Origin of the sequence: Flavobacterium cheniae, from assembly GCF_004363695.1 — a bacterium.
GTDB lineage: Bacteria > Bacteroidota > Bacteroidia > Flavobacteriales > Flavobacteriaceae > Flavobacterium > Flavobacterium cheniae.
The window spans coordinates 167,558-188,378 of sequence record NZ_SNZC01000001.1 but is presented as its reverse complement, the minus strand read 5'-3'; the positions used below and the strand labels follow the sequence as shown (position 1 = coordinate 188,378).

Annotated in this window: 23 protein-coding genes; 13 read left to right on the top strand and 10 right to left on the bottom strand. The window is 32.3% G+C overall.

What is annotated here, in order from left to right:
* Positions 1-8: 8 nt before the first annotated feature.
* The 6 genes from C8D80_RS00895 (at position 9) to C8D80_RS00870 (ending at position 4,948) form a co-directional block, all read left to right on the top strand.
* Positions 9-1,112: a DUF6544 family protein gene (locus C8D80_RS00895; protein ID WP_133606410.1), complete on the top strand. Its 1,104-nt coding sequence runs from the start codon at positions 9-11 to the stop codon at positions 1,110-1,112.
* A gap of 211 nt (positions 1,113-1,323) precedes the next feature.
* Positions 1,324-1,761 (top strand): hypothetical protein, encoded by a 438-nt coding sequence (locus tag C8D80_RS00890; protein WP_133606408.1) that lies wholly within the window; start codon positions 1,324-1,326, stop codon positions 1,759-1,761.
* Between the two features lie 217 nt (positions 1,762-1,978).
* Positions 1,979-2,227 (top strand): type II toxin-antitoxin system ParD family antitoxin, encoded by a 249-nt coding sequence (locus C8D80_RS00885; protein WP_133606406.1) that lies wholly within the window; start codon positions 1,979-1,981, stop codon positions 2,225-2,227.
* Complete coding sequence (locus tag C8D80_RS00880; RefSeq protein ID WP_133606404.1) at positions 2,224-2,523, top strand: type II toxin-antitoxin system RelE/ParE family toxin; 300 nt, start codon at positions 2,224-2,226, stop codon at positions 2,521-2,523. The genes C8D80_RS00885 and C8D80_RS00880 overlap by 4 nt, the downstream gene beginning before the upstream one ends.
* Before the next feature lie 210 nt (positions 2,524-2,733).
* Positions 2,734-3,687 (top strand): Fic family protein, encoded by a 954-nt coding sequence (locus tag C8D80_RS00875; protein WP_133606402.1) that lies wholly within the window; start codon positions 2,734-2,736, stop codon positions 3,685-3,687.
* A 205-nt stretch (positions 3,688-3,892) separates the two neighbouring features.
* Positions 3,893-4,948, top strand: coding sequence for a ligand-binding sensor domain-containing protein (locus tag C8D80_RS00870; protein ID WP_133607963.1), 1,056 nt, complete (start codon positions 3,893-3,895; stop codon positions 4,946-4,948).
* 250 nt (positions 4,949-5,198) lie between these two features.
* On the opposite strand, the gene C8D80_RS00865 is transcribed toward C8D80_RS00870, so the two are convergent.
* Positions 5,199-5,891: an SIMPL domain-containing protein gene (locus tag C8D80_RS00865; RefSeq protein WP_133606400.1), complete on the bottom strand. Its 693-nt coding sequence runs from the start codon at positions 5,889-5,891 to the stop codon at positions 5,199-5,201.
* Between the two features lie 66 nt (positions 5,892-5,957).
* A complete protein-coding gene (locus tag C8D80_RS00860) occupies positions 5,958-6,584 on the bottom strand; it encodes a rhomboid family intramembrane serine protease (protein ID WP_133606398.1) in 627 nt (208 codons plus the stop codon).
* Between the two features lie 82 nt (positions 6,585-6,666).
* On the opposite strand from C8D80_RS00860, the gene C8D80_RS00855 reads away from it, so the two are divergent.
* Entirely contained in the window at positions 6,667-7,548 is an 882-nt protein-coding gene (locus C8D80_RS00855; protein ID WP_133606396.1) for a lysophospholipid acyltransferase family protein, read from the top strand.
* A gap of 18 nt (positions 7,549-7,566) precedes the next feature.
* Here the strand turns inward: C8D80_RS00855 and C8D80_RS00850 are convergent, their stop codons facing one another.
* From C8D80_RS00850 to C8D80_RS00840, 3 genes are read right to left on the bottom strand one after another with little or no spacing between them, the layout of a single operon-like run.
* A complete protein-coding gene (locus C8D80_RS00850; protein WP_133606394.1) occupies positions 7,567-9,054 on the bottom strand; it encodes an aminotransferase class V-fold PLP-dependent enzyme in 1,488 nt (495 codons plus the stop codon).
* A 15-nt stretch (positions 9,055-9,069) separates the two neighbouring features.
* The gene (locus C8D80_RS00845; protein ID WP_133606392.1) at positions 9,070-9,564 is read right to left on the bottom strand and encodes a hydrolase; all 495 of its coding nucleotides are present in this window, start codon (positions 9,562-9,564) and stop codon (positions 9,070-9,072) included.
* 5 nt (positions 9,565-9,569) lie between these two features.
* Positions 9,570-10,334 carry an MBL fold metallo-hydrolase gene (locus tag C8D80_RS00840; RefSeq protein ID WP_133606390.1) on the bottom strand — a complete coding sequence of 255 codons (765 nt, stop codon included), beginning with the start codon at positions 10,332-10,334 and terminating at the stop codon, positions 9,570-9,572.
* 108 nt (positions 10,335-10,442) lie between these two features.
* Between C8D80_RS00840 and C8D80_RS00835 the strand changes: the two genes are divergently transcribed.
* Both C8D80_RS00835 and rlmH read left to right on the top strand, forming a co-directional pair.
* Complete coding sequence (locus C8D80_RS00835) at positions 10,443-11,921, top strand: TonB-dependent receptor (RefSeq protein WP_133606388.1); 1,479 nt, start codon at positions 10,443-10,445, stop codon at positions 11,919-11,921.
* A 68-nt stretch (positions 11,922-11,989) separates the two neighbouring features.
* Positions 11,990-12,463 (top strand): 23S rRNA (pseudouridine(1915)-N(3))-methyltransferase RlmH, encoded by a 474-nt coding sequence (gene rlmH, locus C8D80_RS00830; RefSeq protein ID WP_133606386.1) that lies wholly within the window; start codon positions 11,990-11,992, stop codon positions 12,461-12,463.
* Positions 12,464-12,499: 36 nt separating this feature from the next.
* On the opposite strand, the gene C8D80_RS00825 is transcribed toward rlmH, so the two are convergent.
* Genes C8D80_RS00825 through folP form a run of 3 tightly spaced genes read right to left on the bottom strand, consistent with a single transcriptional unit; the run spans position 12,500 to position 14,703 of the window.
* Positions 12,500-13,096 carry a hypothetical protein gene (locus tag C8D80_RS00825; protein ID WP_144728170.1) on the bottom strand — a complete coding sequence of 199 codons (597 nt, stop codon included), beginning with the start codon at positions 13,094-13,096 and terminating at the stop codon, positions 12,500-12,502.
* A gap of 44 nt (positions 13,097-13,140) precedes the next feature.
* The gene (locus C8D80_RS00820) at positions 13,141-13,878 is read right to left on the bottom strand and encodes a hypothetical protein (protein WP_133606382.1); all 738 of its coding nucleotides are present in this window, start codon (positions 13,876-13,878) and stop codon (positions 13,141-13,143) included.
* Between the two features lie 3 nt (positions 13,879-13,881).
* Positions 13,882-14,703: a dihydropteroate synthase gene (gene folP, locus C8D80_RS00815; protein WP_133606380.1), complete on the bottom strand. Its 822-nt coding sequence runs from the start codon at positions 14,701-14,703 to the stop codon at positions 13,882-13,884.
* A gap of 133 nt (positions 14,704-14,836) precedes the next feature.
* Between folP and C8D80_RS00810 the strand changes: the two genes are divergently transcribed.
* The 4 genes from C8D80_RS00810 to tpiA all read left to right on the top strand — a co-directional run bounded on the left by C8D80_RS00810 (position 14,837) and on the right by tpiA (position 18,023).
* Positions 14,837-15,376, top strand: coding sequence for a DUF1599 domain-containing protein (locus C8D80_RS00810; protein ID WP_133606378.1), 540 nt, complete (start codon positions 14,837-14,839; stop codon positions 15,374-15,376).
* 60 nt (positions 15,377-15,436) lie between these two features.
* Positions 15,437-16,510, top strand: a complete 1,074-nt coding sequence (locus C8D80_RS00805) for a MauE/DoxX family redox-associated membrane protein (RefSeq protein ID WP_133606376.1) — start codon at positions 15,437-15,439, stop codon at positions 16,508-16,510.
* Between the two features lie 148 nt (positions 16,511-16,658).
* Positions 16,659-17,162 (top strand): TlpA family protein disulfide reductase, encoded by a 504-nt coding sequence (locus C8D80_RS00800; protein ID WP_199757192.1) that lies wholly within the window; start codon positions 16,659-16,661, stop codon positions 17,160-17,162.
* A gap of 111 nt (positions 17,163-17,273) precedes the next feature.
* Positions 17,274-18,023 carry a triose-phosphate isomerase gene (tpiA, locus tag C8D80_RS00795; RefSeq protein WP_133606374.1) on the top strand — a complete coding sequence of 250 codons (750 nt, stop codon included), beginning with the start codon at positions 17,274-17,276 and terminating at the stop codon, positions 18,021-18,023.
* 254 nt (positions 18,024-18,277) lie between these two features.
* Here tpiA and C8D80_RS00790 read toward each other — a convergent pair whose 3' ends face one another.
* Positions 18,278-18,697 carry a lipocalin family protein gene (locus C8D80_RS00790; RefSeq protein ID WP_133606372.1) on the bottom strand — a complete coding sequence of 140 codons (420 nt, stop codon included), beginning with the start codon at positions 18,695-18,697 and terminating at the stop codon, positions 18,278-18,280.
* Positions 18,698-18,877: 180 nt separating this feature from the next.
* Positions 18,878-20,665 carry a transcription termination factor Rho gene (rho, locus tag C8D80_RS00785; protein WP_133606370.1) on the bottom strand — a complete coding sequence of 596 codons (1,788 nt, stop codon included), beginning with the start codon at positions 20,663-20,665 and terminating at the stop codon, positions 18,878-18,880.
* Positions 20,666-20,821 lie beyond the last annotated feature (156 nt).

Genomic DNA, 20,821 nt, shown 5'->3' with positions numbered 1-20,821 from the left:
CGACAACAATGAGAATAGTATTTTTAATAATTGTATTACTGCACGGACTAATTCACTTGCTTGGATTTATAAAAGGCTTTGGTTTTAAGGAAATAAAAGAGTTGACACTTCCTATATCAAAACCAATGGGACTATTTTGGCTGACAGCAACTGCCCTTTTTGTGATTTATGGAATTTTGCACTTTACAAACACCAAATATGCATGGCTTGTTGGGCTTACTGCTATGGTGATTTCGCAAATTCTTGTCGTAATGTTTTGGAAAGATGCTAAGTTTGGCACAATCCCCAACCTGATTATTTTAGTGGTTTCATTGGTAAGTTTAGGTTCTTATTTATTGAAAAGTGAGTTTGCCAATCAAGTGAAAAATGATTTTTCAGTAAACAACACGCTTTCCTCTGAGATTTTGACCGAAAACGACATTGCTCATTTGCCTGTGATTGTGCAAAAGTATCTTCATTATACCAAATCACTTGGACAACCAAAGATTAAGAATTTCAGGGCAGAGTTTGTAGGCGGTATGCGTGGTAAAACCGAAGATGCATATATGAAATTTCAATCGGTTCAATATAACTTCTACCCAAAACCGTCACGCTACTTTTTTATGGAAGCAAGTAAAATGGGTTTACCAGCAACGGGACTGCATCTATACCAAAACGAAACTGCAACTTTTGAAGTAAAAATGTTGAATTGGCTGAAAGTGGTAGATGCCAAAGGCGACAAGATGAACCAGGCTGAAACGGTAACACTTTTTAACGATATGTGTTTTATTGCCCCTGCGACCTTAATTGACAGAAGAATAACTTGGGAAATTATAAACGACACCTCTGTAAAAGGCATTTTTAAAAATGGGAATATCAGCATAAGTGCGGTGCTTTACTTCAACAAAAAAGGTGAATTGGTAAACTTCATAAGCAATGACCGCTATGATACCGATGGAAAACAATACAAAAGTTATCCTTGGGCAACACCTGTTGAAGATTACCGAATGATAAATGGATACTATTTGCCAAGCAAAGCAAAATTGATTTATCAGAAACCTGAAGGAGATTTTACTTATGGCGAAATGGTATATAAAAGTGTGAAGTATAACCTTACAAATATTGAAGATTAAAATGAAGACACAACCACCAAGACAATTTTAATCCGAAGAGAATGCCAGCCACTAACAGCGGGTTTAAGAAATTGGGGGCTCAGTGATTAATTGAACATTCTACCTCGCATTAACTTTTGTGGTGACTTGACAGTTTTGTGCTCCGAAATCCCCAACTTCTTAAACCCGCAAAACGTTAGTGGCAATTTAAAACAACATTCAAGAAAAATTCATGACAGCAATAATTCTATCATTACTAATCTCTTTCTTACCATTAAAACAAAATGAAGAAAATTCGTCTATTAAATTTAATGGATTGTATGTAACTAAATGTATATACGAAGAAGGAGACCAAGAAGGAGACCAAGAATATTTAAGGTTTTATCCAAATGGGAAAGTTATTAGTGTTGCAACTGATTGTGAAGGAACTGCTGTCGAAATAAGCAAATGGTTTCATATTGATAATAAAAAAATTGAATATCTAAATATTGGTGATTATAAAATTGAGGGTAGAAAAATAACTCTCGCGACTACAAGTAAAGTTGGTACAGTTAAATATAGCGGAGAAATAACTCGTGATGGTTTACTAAAACTCAAATTTAAAAGTTTAATAAACGGAGAAAAAGGTCGTGAAGAATTTAACTTTGTCGAAATTGCTGATCTAAAATAAACTACCACTAACAGCCGTTTCTCGCAATTGCGAATTTTGTGGTAAGTTCACGTTCACGTTTCGCAAGAATTTTTATCTTTAACTGAAAATAATAAGTTCCGTAGTTCGCAACTGTCGAGAAGCGGCGGAACGTTAGCAGTAACCATAAAAAAAAAATCTCCGTAAAATTTGACATTATACCAAAACTTGGTATATTTGTTTTTTAAATTTATTTGTCATGGCAAAAAACACATCAATACTATTAGGAGATTATTTTGATGATTTTATTAATCAGCAATTAAGAAGTGGTCGGTTTTCTTCAGCAAGCGAAGTTGTAAGAACTGCATTAAGAATGTTTGAGCAAGAAGAATCAAAAAAAGCTGAACTTATCAAAGAACTTAAAAAAGGAGAAAAATCTGGATTTGTAAAAGATTTTAACAGAGATACTTTTTTAAAGGATTTACATAACAAACATTTGAGTAAATGATTTACAAAATAAGTAAAGAAGCATCAAATGATCTTGAAAAAATTTGGCTTTATACAATTGAAACTTGGTCTGCAGAACAAGCTGACAGGTATTTGAATTTGATTTTTGATGAAATAGAATATCTATGTCAAAAACCAAATTCTGGTTCTGATTTTAGCCATGTCAGAAAAGATTATTTACGTTCTCAGGTCAAATCCCATTTTATTTTCTACAAAATCAACGAAAAACAAAGTGAGTTAGAGATTATCCGAATTCTCCATCAACAAATGGATATAGAAAATCGGCTAAACGAATAAAATGGCAACTGCTAACAGCGGTTTGCTTCAATGGCTACTTCAGGATTTTCCTACGGAAAATCCGCTGCTGAATGGAATGTTTTTTTATATTTGTAATGGCTTGGTGTTGGTGCAACGCCACTGAGAGCAAGCCGCAGAACGTTAGCAACAATAATATTTTGGTAGTTCTATAAAAAAAAGTACCTTTGATAATATCAAATGATACTATCAATGAAACCACCATATGACATTACCCCAAAGATTTTAAAATTAATAACTTCAATCTCGGAGAAGTTAGGTGAAATAAATGCAACTTATCTTAGTAAACAATCCCCACAACTTAGGAAGCAAAATAGAATCAAAACAATACATTCTTCATTACAAATTGAAGGAAATACGCTAACAGAAGAACAAATTACAGCTTTGATTGAAAATAAAAGAGTAATTGGTCCTGAAAAAGATGTTCTAGAAGTTTTAAATGCGATAAAACTTTACGAAAACCTAGAAAAATATAAATTTTATTCTGACAAAAGTTTTTTAAAAGCTCATAAAGAATTAATGAACGGATTAATTCAAAGTCCTGGAAAGTATCGAACTAAAGGTGTTGGAATTGTAAAAGGAAATATGGTTGAACATGTTGCGCCTCCAGCCGAAAACGTTCCTTATCTTATGAAAGATCTTTTTGAATATTTAAAAGATTCCGAAGAATTAACTCTTATTAAAAGTTGTGTGTTTCATTACGAAATGGAATTTATACATCCTTTTATTGATGGAAATGGCAGAATGGGAAGATTATGGCAAACGCTAATTTTAATGTCAGAATATCCAGTCTTTGAGTTTTTGCCTTTTGAGACTTTGATTAGTCAAACTCAAAACGAATATTATAATTCACTTGCAATGTGTGATAAACTAGGGAAGTCAACAATATTTATTGAATACATGCTTGGAGTAATTGATAAATCATTAAGTAGTTTACTTGATTATAATAATCGAATATTCAAAGATGTAGATAGGTTAGAATATTTCATAAAACTCGGAGCAAAAGAATTTACAAGAAAAGATTATATGAACACCTTTAAAAATTTGTCTTCTGCTACTGCGAGTCGTGATCTAAAAAAAGGACTTGAACTAAAACTATTTGAAAGTATTGGTTTTCTTAATAAAACAAAATACCTAGTAAAGTAATTACTTTTGCCAACAGCGGTTTACACCAATTACTGGGCTTGGGCTTACCATTTTTGTTTCGGTGGACATTTGGCTTGTTTTCACTAATTTAGTTCGAAAGAAATTCTTTATATTTGTTTGGTCAGTGTTTGCAGCAGCAACTGATGTAAGCCGCGACACATCGGTTCTTCAATGACCCACCTCACTAATCAATAAACTGACAGAAATGAAATTAACAACATTGTTATTTTTTAGCATTCTATCCTTTTTAACTTCGTGCAATGGACAGACTTCTAATTTGAAGGATCATTCTGTTCTTTTAAATGAAATAAATGTAAAGGGCGATACCGTAAAAGAACTTGGAAGTAGTATTATGGTGGTTTTTCAAGACAAGAAAAATAACTATTGGTTTGGAAGTTGGGAAACAGGTGTGTATCGATATGACGGTAAGACTTTGATAAATTACACAACAAAAAACGGGTTACATAACAATAGAGTTGATGATATAAAAGAGGATGAATTAGGCAATATTTACTTTGTTAGTGCAAACGCAACATCCTCAATATCTAAGTTTAACGGGGATAATTTCACGCCTTTAACAGCAGTTCCAAGTGAAAATTGGAAACTTGAATCTACAGATATGTGGTTTGAACATTCTTATGGAAATACGAAAAAAGTATATCGCTATGATGGCACTACATTATTTGAATTGCAATTCCCGAACCCACCAAATTTATCCAATTCATTTGATATCTATAGCATTTATAAAGACATAAAAGGCAACATTTGGTTTGGCACAAATCCTGTTGGAGTTTGTCGATATGATGGAAAATCATTTGAATGGATTACAGAAGAGGATGTAACTGAATTTCGCAATGAAGGGGCAAATGGAGTACGTTCAATAACAGAAGACAAAAATGGCGACTTTTGGTTTAATACCGAATATCGTTATAGTGTTTACGACAGCACCACATTAAAAAGCAACAAATTTTACACAAGACACAAAAGCATAGGTGGTTTAGATGGGAAAATGGAAAGCAATTTGGACGAATATTTATCAACCGTAAGAGACAATAATGGTGATTTGTGGTTTGTAACTTATCGTGATGGCGTTTGGAAATATGATGGAACAAAAATTACACACTATCCTGTTAAAGACAATTCAAAAGACATTACGCTTTTCAGTATTTACAAAGATAACAATGGCAATCTTTGGCTTGGCTCACATGAAAATGGCGCATGGAAATTTAACGGAAATGCATTTGAAAAATTTAAACCATAATAACAAAAGAAAAACAACCGCTAATGTACATTTAACTAAGCTTGCGAATTTTGGAGGAAATAAATATTTACATTTTGAAAGAAACTTTATCTTTGATAGAAAATAAGCTGTTTCGAAGTGAGAACTTCGCATGGAGCTGGAACGTTAAAACTCAAACTCAAAAGCTGTTTATGGCTACTCGCCATTTTTAAAGTATAACAAAAAAAGCCAGAACTTACATTCTGGCTTTTCTGTTTATTAAACTAATTTCTTATTCTAACACAAACGAAACGGATACGTTTGAAATAATCTCAATTTCTCCAATTGCTAAGGTTTCTTGTGGCATTGCGCTTCCATCAGCCATTGCCATAGTTTTCATTTCGGCATACACTGGTCGTGGGTAATTAGTAAATGAGTTGTCTGAAATTACTAACGCCTTCCCTACTTTTTGCCCTGCTAAAACCGAAACGTAATCTTCTGCTTTTTGCTTAGCATCTAACATGGCTTTTTTGCGGGCTTGACTTTCGTATTCTTTAATTTTAGACGATTTGAATTCTACACCTTGTATCGAATTGATGCCGCTATCTACCAAATCCATCATTAACTTATCGTATTTAGACAAATCTTTCAAATGAATTGAAATGGTTTGATTGGCTACGTAATTGTATTTTTTAGTGTTATAATCGTAGTTCTTGTACAAATTCACACGTTGCGTTTGATAATCAGCCGTAGGAATACCACGTTGCTTGATTAACTTTAGTACTTTATCTACGATTTCATCGTTTTTCTTTTTTACTTCGGCTGCTTCTTTTCCAGTGTTTTCTACAGCTACTGTAATTATAGCTTCGTCTGGTGTAACCTTAATTTTTCCTTCTCCTGAAACGCTAATTTGCGGAACTGTTTTTACTTCTTGTGCTTGTACCATACCTGCTGAGAATAATAGTATCATTACTAAATTTTTCATAATCTTAATATTTTAATTATTTATAGTTTTTCAAGTATTGTGCCAAAAAAACAAAATCTTAAAATTTTATAATTTATTCATCTTTTGTAAGAAAAATAAAACTACAATTGGAACTAATAAAGCACCAACGGTTAAAGGTTCTGTAGTAATTAATTGCGGATATTTTGTTAATGTAAAAGCATAACCTCCTATTGCTCCTCCAAAATGGGCTACGTGACCAATATTATCTCTTTTGGCTTTCATTCCGTAAATAGAGAACAACAAATAGGCAAATCCGAAGATATAGCCCGGAATTAATCCGTACATACGAATATTTGGTTCTAACAGAATAGCACTAAAAATGATACCTGTAACCGCTCCAGAAGCACCAACTGCTCGGTACGAATAATCGTTTTTATGAAAGTAGAACGTAAGTAAATTTCCTGCAATTAAACTTCCCATATAAATGTACAAAAAATAAAGCGCACTTGTATTATAAATCACATAAGGAGCAAAAAAGTACAACGTAAACATATTAAAAAACAAATGCTGAAAATCGACATGTAAAAAACCAGAACTCAAGATACGTAATTGTTCACCCGATTTTATACTTCCAATATGAAATTCATATTTTCTAAAAAAAGAAGTATTGTTTATGGCTTTGTAGCTTATTAAGGCATTTATTACTATTAAACCCAATAAAATAATATTCATGAAATCTATTTTTTGTAAATTTAGGAATACTTTGTCAAATTTACTTAGAACTAAAAAAGTATATTTGTAAAAAATTTCGCGAATGCAATTATTAGTTTACATACTTATCTATCCGATATTGTGGATAATATCTATACTACCCTTTCCTGTATTTTACTTATTATCAGATTTTGTATACTTTTTAACCTATAACATTATTGGTTACCGCAAAAAGGTAGTCCGTGATAATATTAAATTGGCATTACCTCACTTATCTGATAAAGAAAGACTTACAATTGAAAAAAAGTTTTACAGCCACATGTGTGATATGTTTTTAGAGATGATTAAAACTATTTCAATATCGCAAAAGGAAATTGAAAAACGATTCACTTTTAGCAACATGGATGTGTATTATGATTTGGAGAAAAAAAATAAAAGTATTGCGTTAATGTGTGCGCATTATGCAAGTTACGAATGGGTTGTTTCCATGAATTATCACATTAACTGTAAAGGATTTGGTATTTATAAAAAATTAGCAAATCCGTATTTTGATAAATTAGTCAAACGAATCCGTTCTAAATTTAAAGCCGAATTAATTACTACGAAAGAAACGATTCCAACTATTTCAGACAATTACAATAAAAATGTTTTAAGTTTATACGGATTTGCAAGTGATCAATCGCCTAAACCAAGTTCAGCTTATCATTGGGCGCCTTTTATGGGGCATATTGTTCCTGTGCATACTGGTGCAGAAATGCTAGCTAAACGTTTTGATATGAATGTGATTTTCCTAAGAACTAAAAAAATAAAAAGAGGTTATTATCAAGCAAGCTTTGAAGTACTTTCGGAAGACGTAAAATCGGTTCCTAATTATGAAATTACTGATAAATTCTTGAAGTTAGTAGAAGAACAAATCTATGAAGCTCCAGAATTTTACTTGTGGACGCATAAAAGATGGAAACATACAAAAGAAAAAGCTCAGTAATAACTGAGCTTTTTCTTTTTATAAATTGAACCAATTGTGAACCATTTCTTTGATTTCGCCTTTGGCACTTTTATGAACAAATTCATTGGTTTTCGGATTGTACTCGTAATCCGTTCCCCATTCTTTGTGATTAGCTGCTAGAGCTTTGATGTTTTCGCAAACAAATTCAATCTCTTCTGTTGTAGTCGTTGGGTGAATTGACATACGAATCCATCCTGGTTTTTGTATTAAATCGCCTGAAGAAATTTTACAAACTAAATCGTGCGAAGTTTCTTGATCTACGTGTAATAAAAAGTGTCCGTAAGTTCCAGCACAACTGCATCCACCACGCGTTTGGATTCCGAATTTATCGTTTAGTAATTTCACTCCTAAATTGTAGTGTAAATCATCAATATAAAAAGAAATAACTCCTAACCTATCTTGGTGTTGGTTCGCCAAAATATGTAAATTATCAATATTTCCAAGAGTTTCAAAAATATAATCTACTAACTCGTGTTCTCTATCTAAAATATTCTGAACGCCCATTTTTTCTTTCAACTGAATCGCCAAAGCGGTTTTCATTACTTGCAAGAAACCTGGAGTTCCACCATCTTCTCTATCTTCGATATTATCGATGTATTTGTGCTCGCCCCAAGGGTTTGTCCAACTTACGGTTCCACCACCAGGACAATCTGGAACGTTATTTTTATATAAATCTTTATTAAAAATCAAAACTCCTGAAGTTCCTGGACCACCTAAAAATTTATGAGGCGAAAAGAAAATCGCATCTAAATAACTTTCTGCATCTTCTGGGTGCATATTAATATTCACATACGGACCTGAACAAGCAAAATCTACAAAGCAAACACCGTTGTTTTGGTGCATTAACTTCGCTACTTCATGATACGGAGTTCTAATTCCGGTAACGTTTGAACACGACGTAATTGATGCAATTTTAAAACTTCTATCTTTATATTTTTCTAGTAAATTCTTTAATTCATTAATGCATAATAATCCGTTTTCATCGGCTGGAATTACCACTACATCTGCAATGGTTTCTAACCAAGACGTTTGATTCGAATGGTGTTCCATGTGCGAAATAAAAACGATTGGTTTCAACTCGTTTGGAATCGCCGTAAACTCTTTTAAATTTTCTGGAATACGAAGTCCTAAAATACGTTGGAATTTATTCACTACACCTGTCATTCCAGTTCCATCGGTAATTAAAATATCCGAATCAGATGCGTTTACATGATGTTTGATAATGTGACGCGCTTCATGATACGCCATTGTCATTGCTGTTCCCGTAACTGAAGTTTCGGTATGCGTATTGGCTACAAAAGGACCAAAATCATTCATTAATTTCTCTTCAATTGGGCGATATAATCTTCCGCTGGCTGTCCAATCGGTGTAAATGATTTTCTTTTCCCCAAAAGGCGATTGAAAACTTTGATTGATTCCAATTATATCTTTTCTGAATTGCTCAAAATAGCATTCTAATTGGGTTTTAGTAGTTGTAGTCGACATTGCGTTGTATTTTATTTATTCTTTCGTTTGTCTTTCGTATAAAACCGTTTCTACCGTTTCAAAATCGGTTGGTTTTCCTTCTGAAACAAAGTATTTTATTAAAACTTGCCCCCATAAATCACCACATGAAAATTCGGCAATAATCCATCTGTGATTTAAAACTTTAGAGGTATTAATTAAAAATGGATTCCCATCAATTGGTTCATAAGGAACAAGCGGATTTCCATTTTTATTTGCATTCAAACTAATAAGATCTTCTTTTACTTTTATAGCAACTTTTTGATAATCTAAATTGTTAGAAAAGAAATATTCTTGAGCATCTTCATCACTTTCCAAAGCAAAATAATTCGCATTTGCTAAAGTAGCGACAGAATCTCTCGAAGTTTTTAAATTCGCTTTTACTTTTAGTACTTCTTTGTCTTTTGCGTCTAATATTTTGGTGGAATTCACATATTGGAATACATTAAACAATAACGAGAAAATCAAAGCATACAAAATTACATTCTTCATAAGTATTAAATATTAATTTCTAAATTATCATAAGCTACAAACACATTTTCTGGCAATTTCTTTTGAATTTCTTCATGAAAACCAAACAAATGACTAATGTGCGTTAAATAAGTTGTTTTTGGACGCACCAAAGATATGAAATGTAAAACTTCTTCTAAATTAAAATGTGTGTTATGTGGTTCTTCTCTTAAACAATTTACAACCAATACTTCACATCCTTTTATTTTTTTAATTTCGGAAGCTTCCATTGTTTTTATATCAGTCAAATACACAAAATCTTGAATTCGGTATCCAAAAACTTGCAACGAACCATGATAAGCATTCACAGGAATAACAACTTCATTATTTACGGTAAATGGCTGGTCATTAATCACTTCATTTTCAGATACTGAAGGCGCTCCTGGATATTTGTTTTCGGTTTGAAAAATATAATCAAATCGACGTTCTAAATTTTTTAATACGCGTTCGTGCGCATAAATGGCAATTGCACCTTGTTTAAAAAAGAACGGACGAATATCATCTAAACCGGCTGTATGATCGGCATGTTCGTGTGTAAATAACAATCCATCAATTTTAGGACATTTCGAATTTAGCATTTGTTGTCTAAAATCGGGACCACAATCGATAACAATAGAAGCGTCTTCGGTTTCAATCCAAACCGAGACACGTAATCTGTTGTCTTTTTTGTCTGAACTTAAACATACAGAATGATGGCTTCCAATTACTGGAATTCCTTGAGATGTACCTGTTCCTAAAAAATAAATTTTCAAAGCCTTATCTTTTGCACAAAAATAACAATAATTATGGTAGTTTTTATAAAATGATTAACTTTGCAAATAGAGTTTTATTTTGATTCCTAAAGCCTCAAAGGTAAATTAATGAAAAGTATAGTTACAGATATCAAAGTTCGTGGAGATAAAGCAATTGAGCAAATCCCATCCATCAAAGACAAAGCCTTAAGAATTAATCTTAACGAGAGTATCTATGGTACCTTCGCTGAAATTGGCGCAGGACAAGAAACCGTTCGTAATTTCTTCAGAGCTGGCGCGTCTTCTGGGACAATTGCAAAAGCTATGTCGGCATACGATAAAGATTTTAGTGACGCTATTTATGGTGTTGAAGAAGATGGTCGCTATGTTACCGAAAGCCGTCTTAGAAAAATGCTTACTCACGAAATTAACCTTGTTGAGCAACGTTTGAGCCGAGACAAACATCCTAATAAATTGTTTTTTAGTTATGCTAATACCGTAGCTACAATTGATTTTGCAAAACAATTTAAAGGCCATGGTTGGGTAGGAATCGTTTATCAAGTAGAACCAGATGAAGATTATAACGAAATTATTCTTCATATTCGTTTTAAAGAAAATGATGCCAAATTACAACAAGAAACCTTAGGAATCTTGGGGGTAAACTTAATTTATGGTGCTTTTTATAAATATAACGATCCTAAAAAATTACTTCGCTACTTATACGACCATTTAGATAAAGACCAATTAGAAATTGATACTATAAACTTCTCTGGTCCTCGTTTTGCTAATGTAGACAATCGTTTGATGAGTTTACAATTGGTGAAAAACGGAATGACTGATGCCGTAATGTTTGGACCTGATGGAAAAAACATTCTTCCTGCAGCGGTTTTATACAAGAAAAACATCTTAGCTTTAAGAGGAAGTTTTAGACCGGTTACAAAAGTAAATATGGACATGTATGAAGAGTCATACAACATGTTTATTAAAGAAAATAAAGTAGCAGAAGAAAATACGTTTGTGGTTTTCGAAATTACGCTTTCCAACTTAAAAGCAGAAGGTGAAATTGACGAACGCGATTTCCTTGACAGAGCTGAATTGCTTTGTAAACTAGGTAAAAACGTAATGATTTCAAATTTCCAAGAATATTTCAAAGTAGTAGAATATTTCTCTAATTATTCTAAAGCTCGTATGGGATTAGCTATGGGAGTAAATAACTTAATTGAAATCTTTGACGAGAAATATTACCGCCATTTATCTGGAGGTATCTTAGAAGCCTTTGGAAAATTATTCTATCGCGATTTAAAAGTGTACTTATATCCTATGAAAGATGATAATGGAAACGTTATTACTTCTGAGAACTTAAAAGTACACCCAAGAATGAAAGAATTATATAAATTCTTCAAATTCAATGGAAAAGTAATCGATATCAAAGATTACGAAGAAAAAAACCTAGATATTTTCTCAAGAAAAATTCTTAAAATGATTTGCAAAGGCGAAACAGGTTGGGAAGAAATGCTTCCAGAAGGAACTGCTGATATCATTAAGAAAGAAAAACTATTCTCTTACGCTTGCGAAGTAGACTTTAAAGAAGTAGAGAAAATTGAATAATTTAGAAAATCACTCCTAAAAAGAGTGATTTTTCGTTTTACGCTACTATTTTTGCAAAAACAAATCCTATGAACATCCGCCTTTTAACTATTGGAAAAACTGATAACAAATCGTTACAATCCTTAATTGATGATTACACCAAGCGATTGTCGTTTTACGTAAAATTTGATTTGGAAATTATTCCGGATATCAAAAACGTAAAAAATTTATCGGAAGCCCAACAAAAAGAAAAGGAAGGCGAATTGATTTTATCCAAAATCACACCAACCGACCATTTAATTTTACTAGATGAAAACGGAAAAACATTCAGCAGTGTTGGTTTCTCTGACTTTTTACAAAAGAAAATGAATGCTGGAACTAAAACCTTAGTATTCGTAATTGGCGGTCCATACGGATTCAGTGAAACCGTTTACCAAAAAGCACAAGGCAAAGTTTCGTTATCCGAAATGACGTTTTCTCACCAAATGGTACGATTATTTGTAATCGAACAAATTTATAGAGGTTTTACGATTTTAAGAAACGAACCGTATCATCATCAGTAATTAAGGCAAAAGGATAAAGGAAAAGGGTAAAAGGAATTACTCCATCCAACCACCAACTTTTTTCTTTTCCCAAGAATTATTCTTTTTACTTAATAGATAATCGATACCGCTAGTCATGTAATCAATTCTTAAAAGAATTTTATCTCTTTTTCTATTGAAAATTGGTCTTTGTATCATAATAAAACCATCACCGAATTCAGGATTCCCATTTGAAATATTGATTTTTTCTATTTCTTTCGGGATTGAATCATATTCTACTTTATCTAATATTTTTTTGAAGTCATAAACTTGAAAACCAAAGTTTTTTAATTCAGTTGTTTTAAAACATTTTAAAGTATCAATTTGATTTTTTACAAATGCAGTATCTTTTTCTTCTAGCAATTCATATAAAAAATCATAATCTGAATAATTTTCAAATGCGCTTAAATTCCATCTATGAAAATCACAATTAGAAATAATTATTCTTTTCGAAGGAATCAATTTTAAATTTACAGTATCAGATAAAACTTCATTTAAAAGTTGAATACATTCTTCATCAGAAACTAAATCATTGTTAACAACCATGCTTTTATCTTCTTTACAAGAGATAAAAACAAAACCTATCAAGAAAAAGAATAACTTCAAATATCTCATAAAACTAATTAACTCAATTCAAAAACTCCTAACTCACAACTCTTCTAAAGCTTACACCCACATTCAGGCAATTTCTTTTCATCGTATACAAACTCGAAAGAAGACAATTGGATTTCGTTATTCGTTGCTTTCCAAACCAATATTTTATTTTGAATGTATTGGTCATAAGTTAAGCGATTATCAAAGTTCAAATGCAACATGGTGATTTTTCCATCGCTTGTAAATTCGGCGAATTCTTTAATGAAATCGATAAATTCTTCACGAGAAATATCATTTCCGTCAACGGTAATTTTGTTGTCTTTATTGAAATTCACTGTGAAATTGTGGAAGTTTCTATAATGTTCGGCGTGTTTTTTAATAAAAAACTTAGAAAAATGCTTGCTATACTTGAACTCTACGTCCGTAAAAGGAAAAAAAGCTAAATTCTTAGCCACACTATCCGAATACGTAAAAACATTCATGGTTCCAGTTTTCGAGTGCGAACTGCGTTTCTTTTTATCTTGTAATTCCATTATTTCTGGAATGACTAATTTCAACGGCAAACGTTTGTCTATATTGAAAACCCAATTAGTTGAAGAAATCGAGTTCTTGCGATTCACTTCCACAATTGTGTCTAATTTTTCTTTATCATCTTTATTTTCTTCGGTTTTAAAGAACATGTAAATAGGTGAATGATCGGTCATTTCTTTCATAACCGAAACATTTTCTTGTGGCAACAAAACTTCTTCGTTATTACAAGAAAACAAGCCCATCAAGGCAACAATAGCAACTAATTTCTTCATTATTTATTTTAATTTACTGACTAATTTTATACACTCCACTGCTTCTTTTACGTCATGCACTCGGAGAATTTTAGCTCCTTTTTGTAAAGCAATCGTATTCAAAACCGAAGTCCCGTTCAAAGCTTCTTGTGGTGAATTTTCCAACACTTTATAAATCATTGATTTTCTTGAAATTCCAACTAGTATTGGTAATTCTAACATCGAAAACAATTCCATTTTATGTAATACTTCGTAATTCTGTTCTAATGTTTTGGCAAAACCAAATCCAGGATCAATCACAATATCCGAAATTCCGAAACTTCTCGCCTTTTGAATGCGCTCCGAAAAATAGAAAATCATTTCTTTTACAATATCATTATAATCTGTCAAACTTTGCATGGTTTGAGGATTTCCACGCATATGCATCATGATATACGGCACTTTTAAATCGGCAACGGTTTCCAACATTTTATCATCTAACAAACCTGCTGAAATATCATTCACTATTGCTACTCCATTTTCTACTGAAGCTTTAGCAACATTAGCTCTAAACGTGTCAACCGATAAAATAATTGTAGGAAATGTTTCAACCAATTCTTTAATAATGTGAACCAAACGCTTTATTTCTTCTTCTTCCGAAACAAATTCGGCACTTGGTTTACTCGAATACGCACCAATATCAATAAAATCAGCACCTTCCGACAGCATTTTATCTACCTGATGAATAATCGAATTGATTTCTTTATGCTTACCACCATCGTAAAAAGAATTGGGTGTCACATTCAAAATCCCCATTACTTTTGGAGTTGACAAATCGATTAAATTTCCGTTACAATTAATTGTCATTTAAAGTAGTTTTTCAAATTACAGTTTACGAAATCGTTTTCTTATAAAAACATGAAATTCTTTGTTAAGAATCGGTATTCTTTGTTCTTATTTTTTTACTTTTGAAAAATTTCACACAAATATACACCAAATAATGTCGAATACTTCTCAACAATATGATAAAGTTATAGCGGTTTGTCGCGATTTATTTTCCAAAAAAGCGCATGATTACGGCACTGCATGGCGTATTTTACGTTTGCCATCATTAACCGATCAAATTTTCATTAAAGCGCAAAGAATTCGTAGTCTACAAGAAAATGAAGTTCGTAAAGTGGATGAAGGTGAAGCATCAGAATTCATCGGAATAATCAATTATTGTGCGATGGCTTTGATTCAAATGGAAAAAGGAGTTGCCAATCAACCTGACATATCAGCTGATGAAGCAGTGAAATTGTACGATGAAAAAATCGCAGAAACGAAAGCCTTAATGGAAAACAAAAACCATGATTACGGCGAGGCTTGGCGCGATATGCGAATCAGTTCTTTAACCGATTTAATCATTCAAAAATTACTTCGTGTAAAGCAAATCGAAGACAACAAAGGAAAAACTTTAGTTTCGGAAGGAATTGATGCTAATTACCAAGACATGATCAACTATTCTGTTTTTGCTTTGATTTTAATGGAAAATAAATAACAAGTCGTTAACAGCTTACCTTTTTAGTAAGTTGTATTTTTATAAAAATTATAAAAACATATGAAGAAAGAAAACCTAAGTTGGATTTTACGCCTTATTATTTCTGCCTTATTTATTGTTTCGGCTGTTGCCAAATTATATCCTTCGCCTTATTTTGCAATTTCTACTTTTGAAGTAAAACAATTGTATCCATTAGGTTTTTCAGAAAGTTTTGCGCCTTACTTTTCAAGAATTTTAATTGGAATTGAATTTGCATTGGGAATTTGCATCCTGTTGAAAGATTACTTGAAGAAAATCACTATTCCAGCTACGATTTTATTGTTGGCTGTATTTACGATACATTTGAGTTACACGACTTTTGTGAGTGGAAATGCGGGAAACTGTGGTTGTTTCGGAGAATTAATTCCAATGACGCCAGTTGAGGCGATTATCAAAAATATCATTGCCATTGGATTATTAGTTTGGTTATTCAAATTACTTCCTGCTGATGGAAAATCGAACTTTTGGTTGTTGAAATCGGTTGGATTGGGCTGTATTTTAGCGCTTTTCATGTTGGCTCCTATTCGTCCTGTTGAAAAAGTAATGGATGAACCAACTTCTGAAATTCAAGAAAATTTAGGAGTTGTAATAGATTCTACTTCTTTATTGTCCAATGAAGAACCTGTTGCTGCAATTACAAAAGATACCGTTAAAAAGGTAGCCGAAAAGAAAACCGAAGACGCTCCTAAAAAAGTAAAATCGGGTTACGAGAAATATTTTCCTGGCATTGATACTGATAAAAAGATTCTGTGCTACTTTGTTCCAGGTTGTGACCATTGTATGGATACCGCAAAAGAATTGAACGAAATGCGTAAAAAAGATAAGAACTTTCCTCCTATTTACGTAATTTTCATGGACGAAGAACCAGAGAAAATTCCAACCTTCTTTGAATTTGCAGGAACGAAATTCCCATATAAAATGATTGATGTGATTCCGTTTTGGACCGAATTAGGTTCAGGAAGAGATACGCCAGGAGTGAAATATTTATGGAATGGTAACGAATTCAAATACTACGATGGTATCAATGAAAATAAATTCAATGGTGCTGAGTTCAAAAAATTAATTAAAAAACCGTATTCGGAATTAAAAAAATAATTTTTAAACACATAGAAACATAGAAATTTTTAAAACGTTGACTAATGTGATAAAATCCTAAGATTTTATTCTATAAAAACTTTTAAAAAAAAGCAATTAAACTGAAAACTATATGCCTGTTTGTTTCAAATAAATAAAAAGTGAAATTATGATAAAGAAAATGTTCGTTTTAGCTACTATGCTAATCAGCACTTTAGGATGTGCACAAAAAGAAGAAACTACCTTTAAAAATGAAAGTCTTAATTATGTTTTAAAAACAACTGAAGATAAACCAATTTCATTTCAAGAAATAGTAAAAAAACATGAAGGAAAGACTATATTTATAGAACTTTGGGCTTCATGGTGTTCAGATTGTATCAAAGCAATGCCAGAAGTAAAAAAATTAAACCAAACTTATGGTAAAGACGTTGTTTTTGTAAACTTATCATTTGACAAAACATCTGAAAAATGGATTCAAGGAATCGAAAAATATGAAGTAGAAGGTGAAAATTATTTCATAGGTGATAACATGAAAGGAACATTCGGAAAATCATTAGATGTAGATTGGATTCCAAGATATTTAATTGTAGACAAAACTGGTAAAATTGTTTTATACAGAGCCATAGAAAAAGATTTTGACAAAATAAAAGAGGTATTAAACAAGGTTAAATAAATCGTCGAATCTTCGCAAACCTTTGCGTAAATTTATTACAAAGAGGTGACCAAAAAATACTAATTAAACAAACAAATTAGTACTTTTGAAATTAATAAAAATGAAATTTCAATGAGAAAAAATATCGTTGCCGGAAACTGGAAAATGCATAAAAACCAACAGGAAACTATTGCATTAATCGAAGAAATTATCGCTAAAAAACCAAATACTTCAACTGAAATTATTGTAGCTCCTACCTTTGTAAACTTAGCCAAAGCAGTTGAAATAACGAATGGAAAAGGAATTACTGTAACAGCACAAAACATGCACCAAGCTGAAGGTGGCGCTTTTACTGGTGAAATTGCAGCGGGAATGTTAACTGATATCGGAATAAACACCGTAATTTTAGGTCACAGCGAAAGACGTGCGTATTTTCATGAAACCGATGCTTTGTTAGCTAGTAAAGTCGATACGGCTTTAAAACATGAAATGCGAGTTATTTTCTGCTTTGGTGAAGAATTAAAAGACCGCCAAAATGACAATCATTTTAATGTAGTAGAATACCAATTACGTGATGGTTTGTTCCATTTAGAAAAGAAAGATTGGGCAAATATTGTATTAGCTTACGAACCGGTTTGGGCAATTGGAACAGGCGAAACCGCTTCTCCAGAACAAGCACAAGAAATGCACAAATTCATTAGAACGTTAGTTGAAAAAGTATATGGTTTTGATATTGCAGACAACTTAACCATTTTATACGGAGGAAGTGTAAAACCAGACAACGCTAAAGAAATCTTCTCAAAACCAGATGTAGATGGAGGATTAATTGGCGGTGCCGCTTTAAAAGCAGATGACTTTTTAGCTATTGTGAATGGTTTTTAATTTTTTTGGAACGCAGATAACACAGATTTAACGGATTTTCACAGATTTTTAAAATGCCTTTAATTTCTTAAATCTGTTTTTTTAAATAGCATTAATAAGCTCCGATACTTCTCGGAGTTTTTTATTACATTTGATTGAAACAATACTCGAATTCAAGAATATCGTAAAACGAAAAAGGATTTTAGAGAGATTAAAATAAAAAAACGGAAACAACCTTGAAGTTATTTCCGTTTTCAATTTAAACCTAACACAAATTAATCCCTAACATAAACGATAATTACACCATTAGCATCACTTAATTTTAATTCTGTAAGCGTCAAGTTAACAATATCTTTAGTAATACTTACTCCATCAACTACAGTAGTTAAATTGTTATGTGATCTTGAATAAATTCCTGCTTTAGTATATATAGCACAAGGAGCTAAAGTTGAATCATAATCGCCTTCCTCTAATGTGTTATCAGAATTAAGATCTAAATAATCTCTATTACAACCGCTTTCATTTTGAGGCGCATCTACCAAAACTTCTTGCCCATTAACCGTAGAGCCAACTTGACTCACATTCCATTTTCCTGCCAAGGGAGCAAGTGTTTCACCTTCATTATCGTCGCTACATGATGTAGAAAGAAAACCTAAACTTAATAATAAGGCGAATAATTTAATTTGATTTTTCATTATAATCTATTTTATTGTTAGATGTAAATTTAGTTCCTACACTATCCATTTATGTTACACATATAAATATTTGATTTACATGATTACATGATAACAAACTGAATTACAAGTAAAAACATTTAAAAACACATCTAAAAATAGAATTATAAAAAAACTCCGATTTTCATCGGAGTTTTATTCTTATTGATTCATCGAAATTAAAAATTCTTCGTTGTTTCGGGTTTTCTTAAATCGGTCGTGGATGAAATCCATAGCTTCTACTGGGTTCATATCAGCTAAGTATTTACGCATAATCCACATTCTTTGAATGGTATTTTCGTCCAATAACAAGTCATCACGACGCGTACTTGAAGAAACCAAGTCGATAGCAGGGAAAATACGTTTGTTAGAAATTCTTCTATCCAATTGTAATTCCATGTTACCAGTTCCTTTGAATTCCTCAAAGATAACTTCGTCCATTTTAGAACCTGTTTCTGTTAATGCTGTTGCGATGATACTTAACGAACCACCATTTTCTACATTACGAGCAGCTCCAAAGAAACGTTTTGGTTTTTGTAACGCATTCGCATCTACTCCACCACTCAATACTTTTCCAGAAGCTGGTTGTACTGTGTTATAAGCTCTTGCTAAACGTGTAATCGAGTCTAATAAAATCACTACATCGTGACCACATTCTACCAAACGTTTTGCTTTTTCTAATACGATATTAGCAATCTTAACGTGTTCTTGTGGCTCTCTATCAAAAGTTGAAGCAATAACTTCACCACGAACGCTACGTTGCATATCGGTTACCTCTTCAGGACGTTCGTCGATAAGTAAAACAATTAGATACACTTCAGGATGATTCGCTGCAATGGCATTCGCAACATCTTTCAATAACATGGTTTTACCTGTTTTTGGTTGCGCTACAATCATACCACGTTGCCCTTTTCCAATTGGTGAAAACAAGTCGATAATACGAGTTGAAACCGTACTATTACGTTCTGCCAAGTTGAATTTTTCTGTTGGGAAAACTGGAGTTAAATGTTCGAATGAAATTCTATCACGTACGACTTGTGGGTCGTGACCATTGATTTTTAATACTTTTACTAATGGAAAATACTTTTCACCTTCTTTCGGAGGACGCACTACTCCTTTTACAGTATCACCCGTTTTTAATCCGAACAAACGAATTTGAGACGTTGATAAATAAATATCATCTGGAGACGCTAAGTAGTTGTAATCTGACGAACGTAAAAATCCGTAACCATCAGGCATCATTTCTAAAACGCCTTCACTTTCAATAATTCCATCGAACTCAAAATCAGGTTCTCTAAAATTTGGCTTTTTGTTTTGATGAGGATTTTTGTTGGTATTTCCGTTGTTCCCGTTGTTTCCATTATTTCCTTCGGTAGGATTACTTTTTTTGTAATCAGGATGGTTGGGATTATTTTGATTTGCCTTGAAATTAGGGTTTTTAGGCAAATTTTTATCATTTTGTGGAGTTTCAGTAGTAGTAGCTTCTGTTGTTGGCTTTTCAGCTGTAGTAGTAGCATCGGTTGCAACTACTTTGTTTGGTAAAGGTTTTTTGTTTTTAAAATCTTTACGAGGCAACTTGTCATTTGGTTTTGGCGAAACTGCTTTGGTTTCAGTAGCTTTGATTTCTTCAACTACTTTTTCTTCTACAATCGGAATAATTTCTTCTGGTAAGTCTTTCAAAGGTTTCGAAAACAAATCTTTTTTGATTTTTGGCGCTTGACTAACTTCTTTTTTAGGAAGCATTCGCGCTCTTTTTTCTTTAGGTTGGTCTGCGGCTACTTCTTTAGGTAATTCTGATTTAATTACTTCTGGTTTAGCTGCTTGTAGGTCTAAAATCTGATATACCAAATCATCTTTTTTAAGTGAACGGTATTTGTTGATTTTAGCCACTTTTGCAATCTCTTGCAAATCAGAGAGTTTCATCTCCTTTAATACTTCAATATCAAACATGGATATAAGTTGAATAAAATTGTTGATTGAGTTAAAACAAAAAAAAGATAGATTTTTTTTTGAGGCGTAAGGTGTCGTAGAATGAAGTACTTACGACTAATACTATGCAATAATACGAATAAATTTGGATATAACAATAGTTTTAATTGAAAAGAA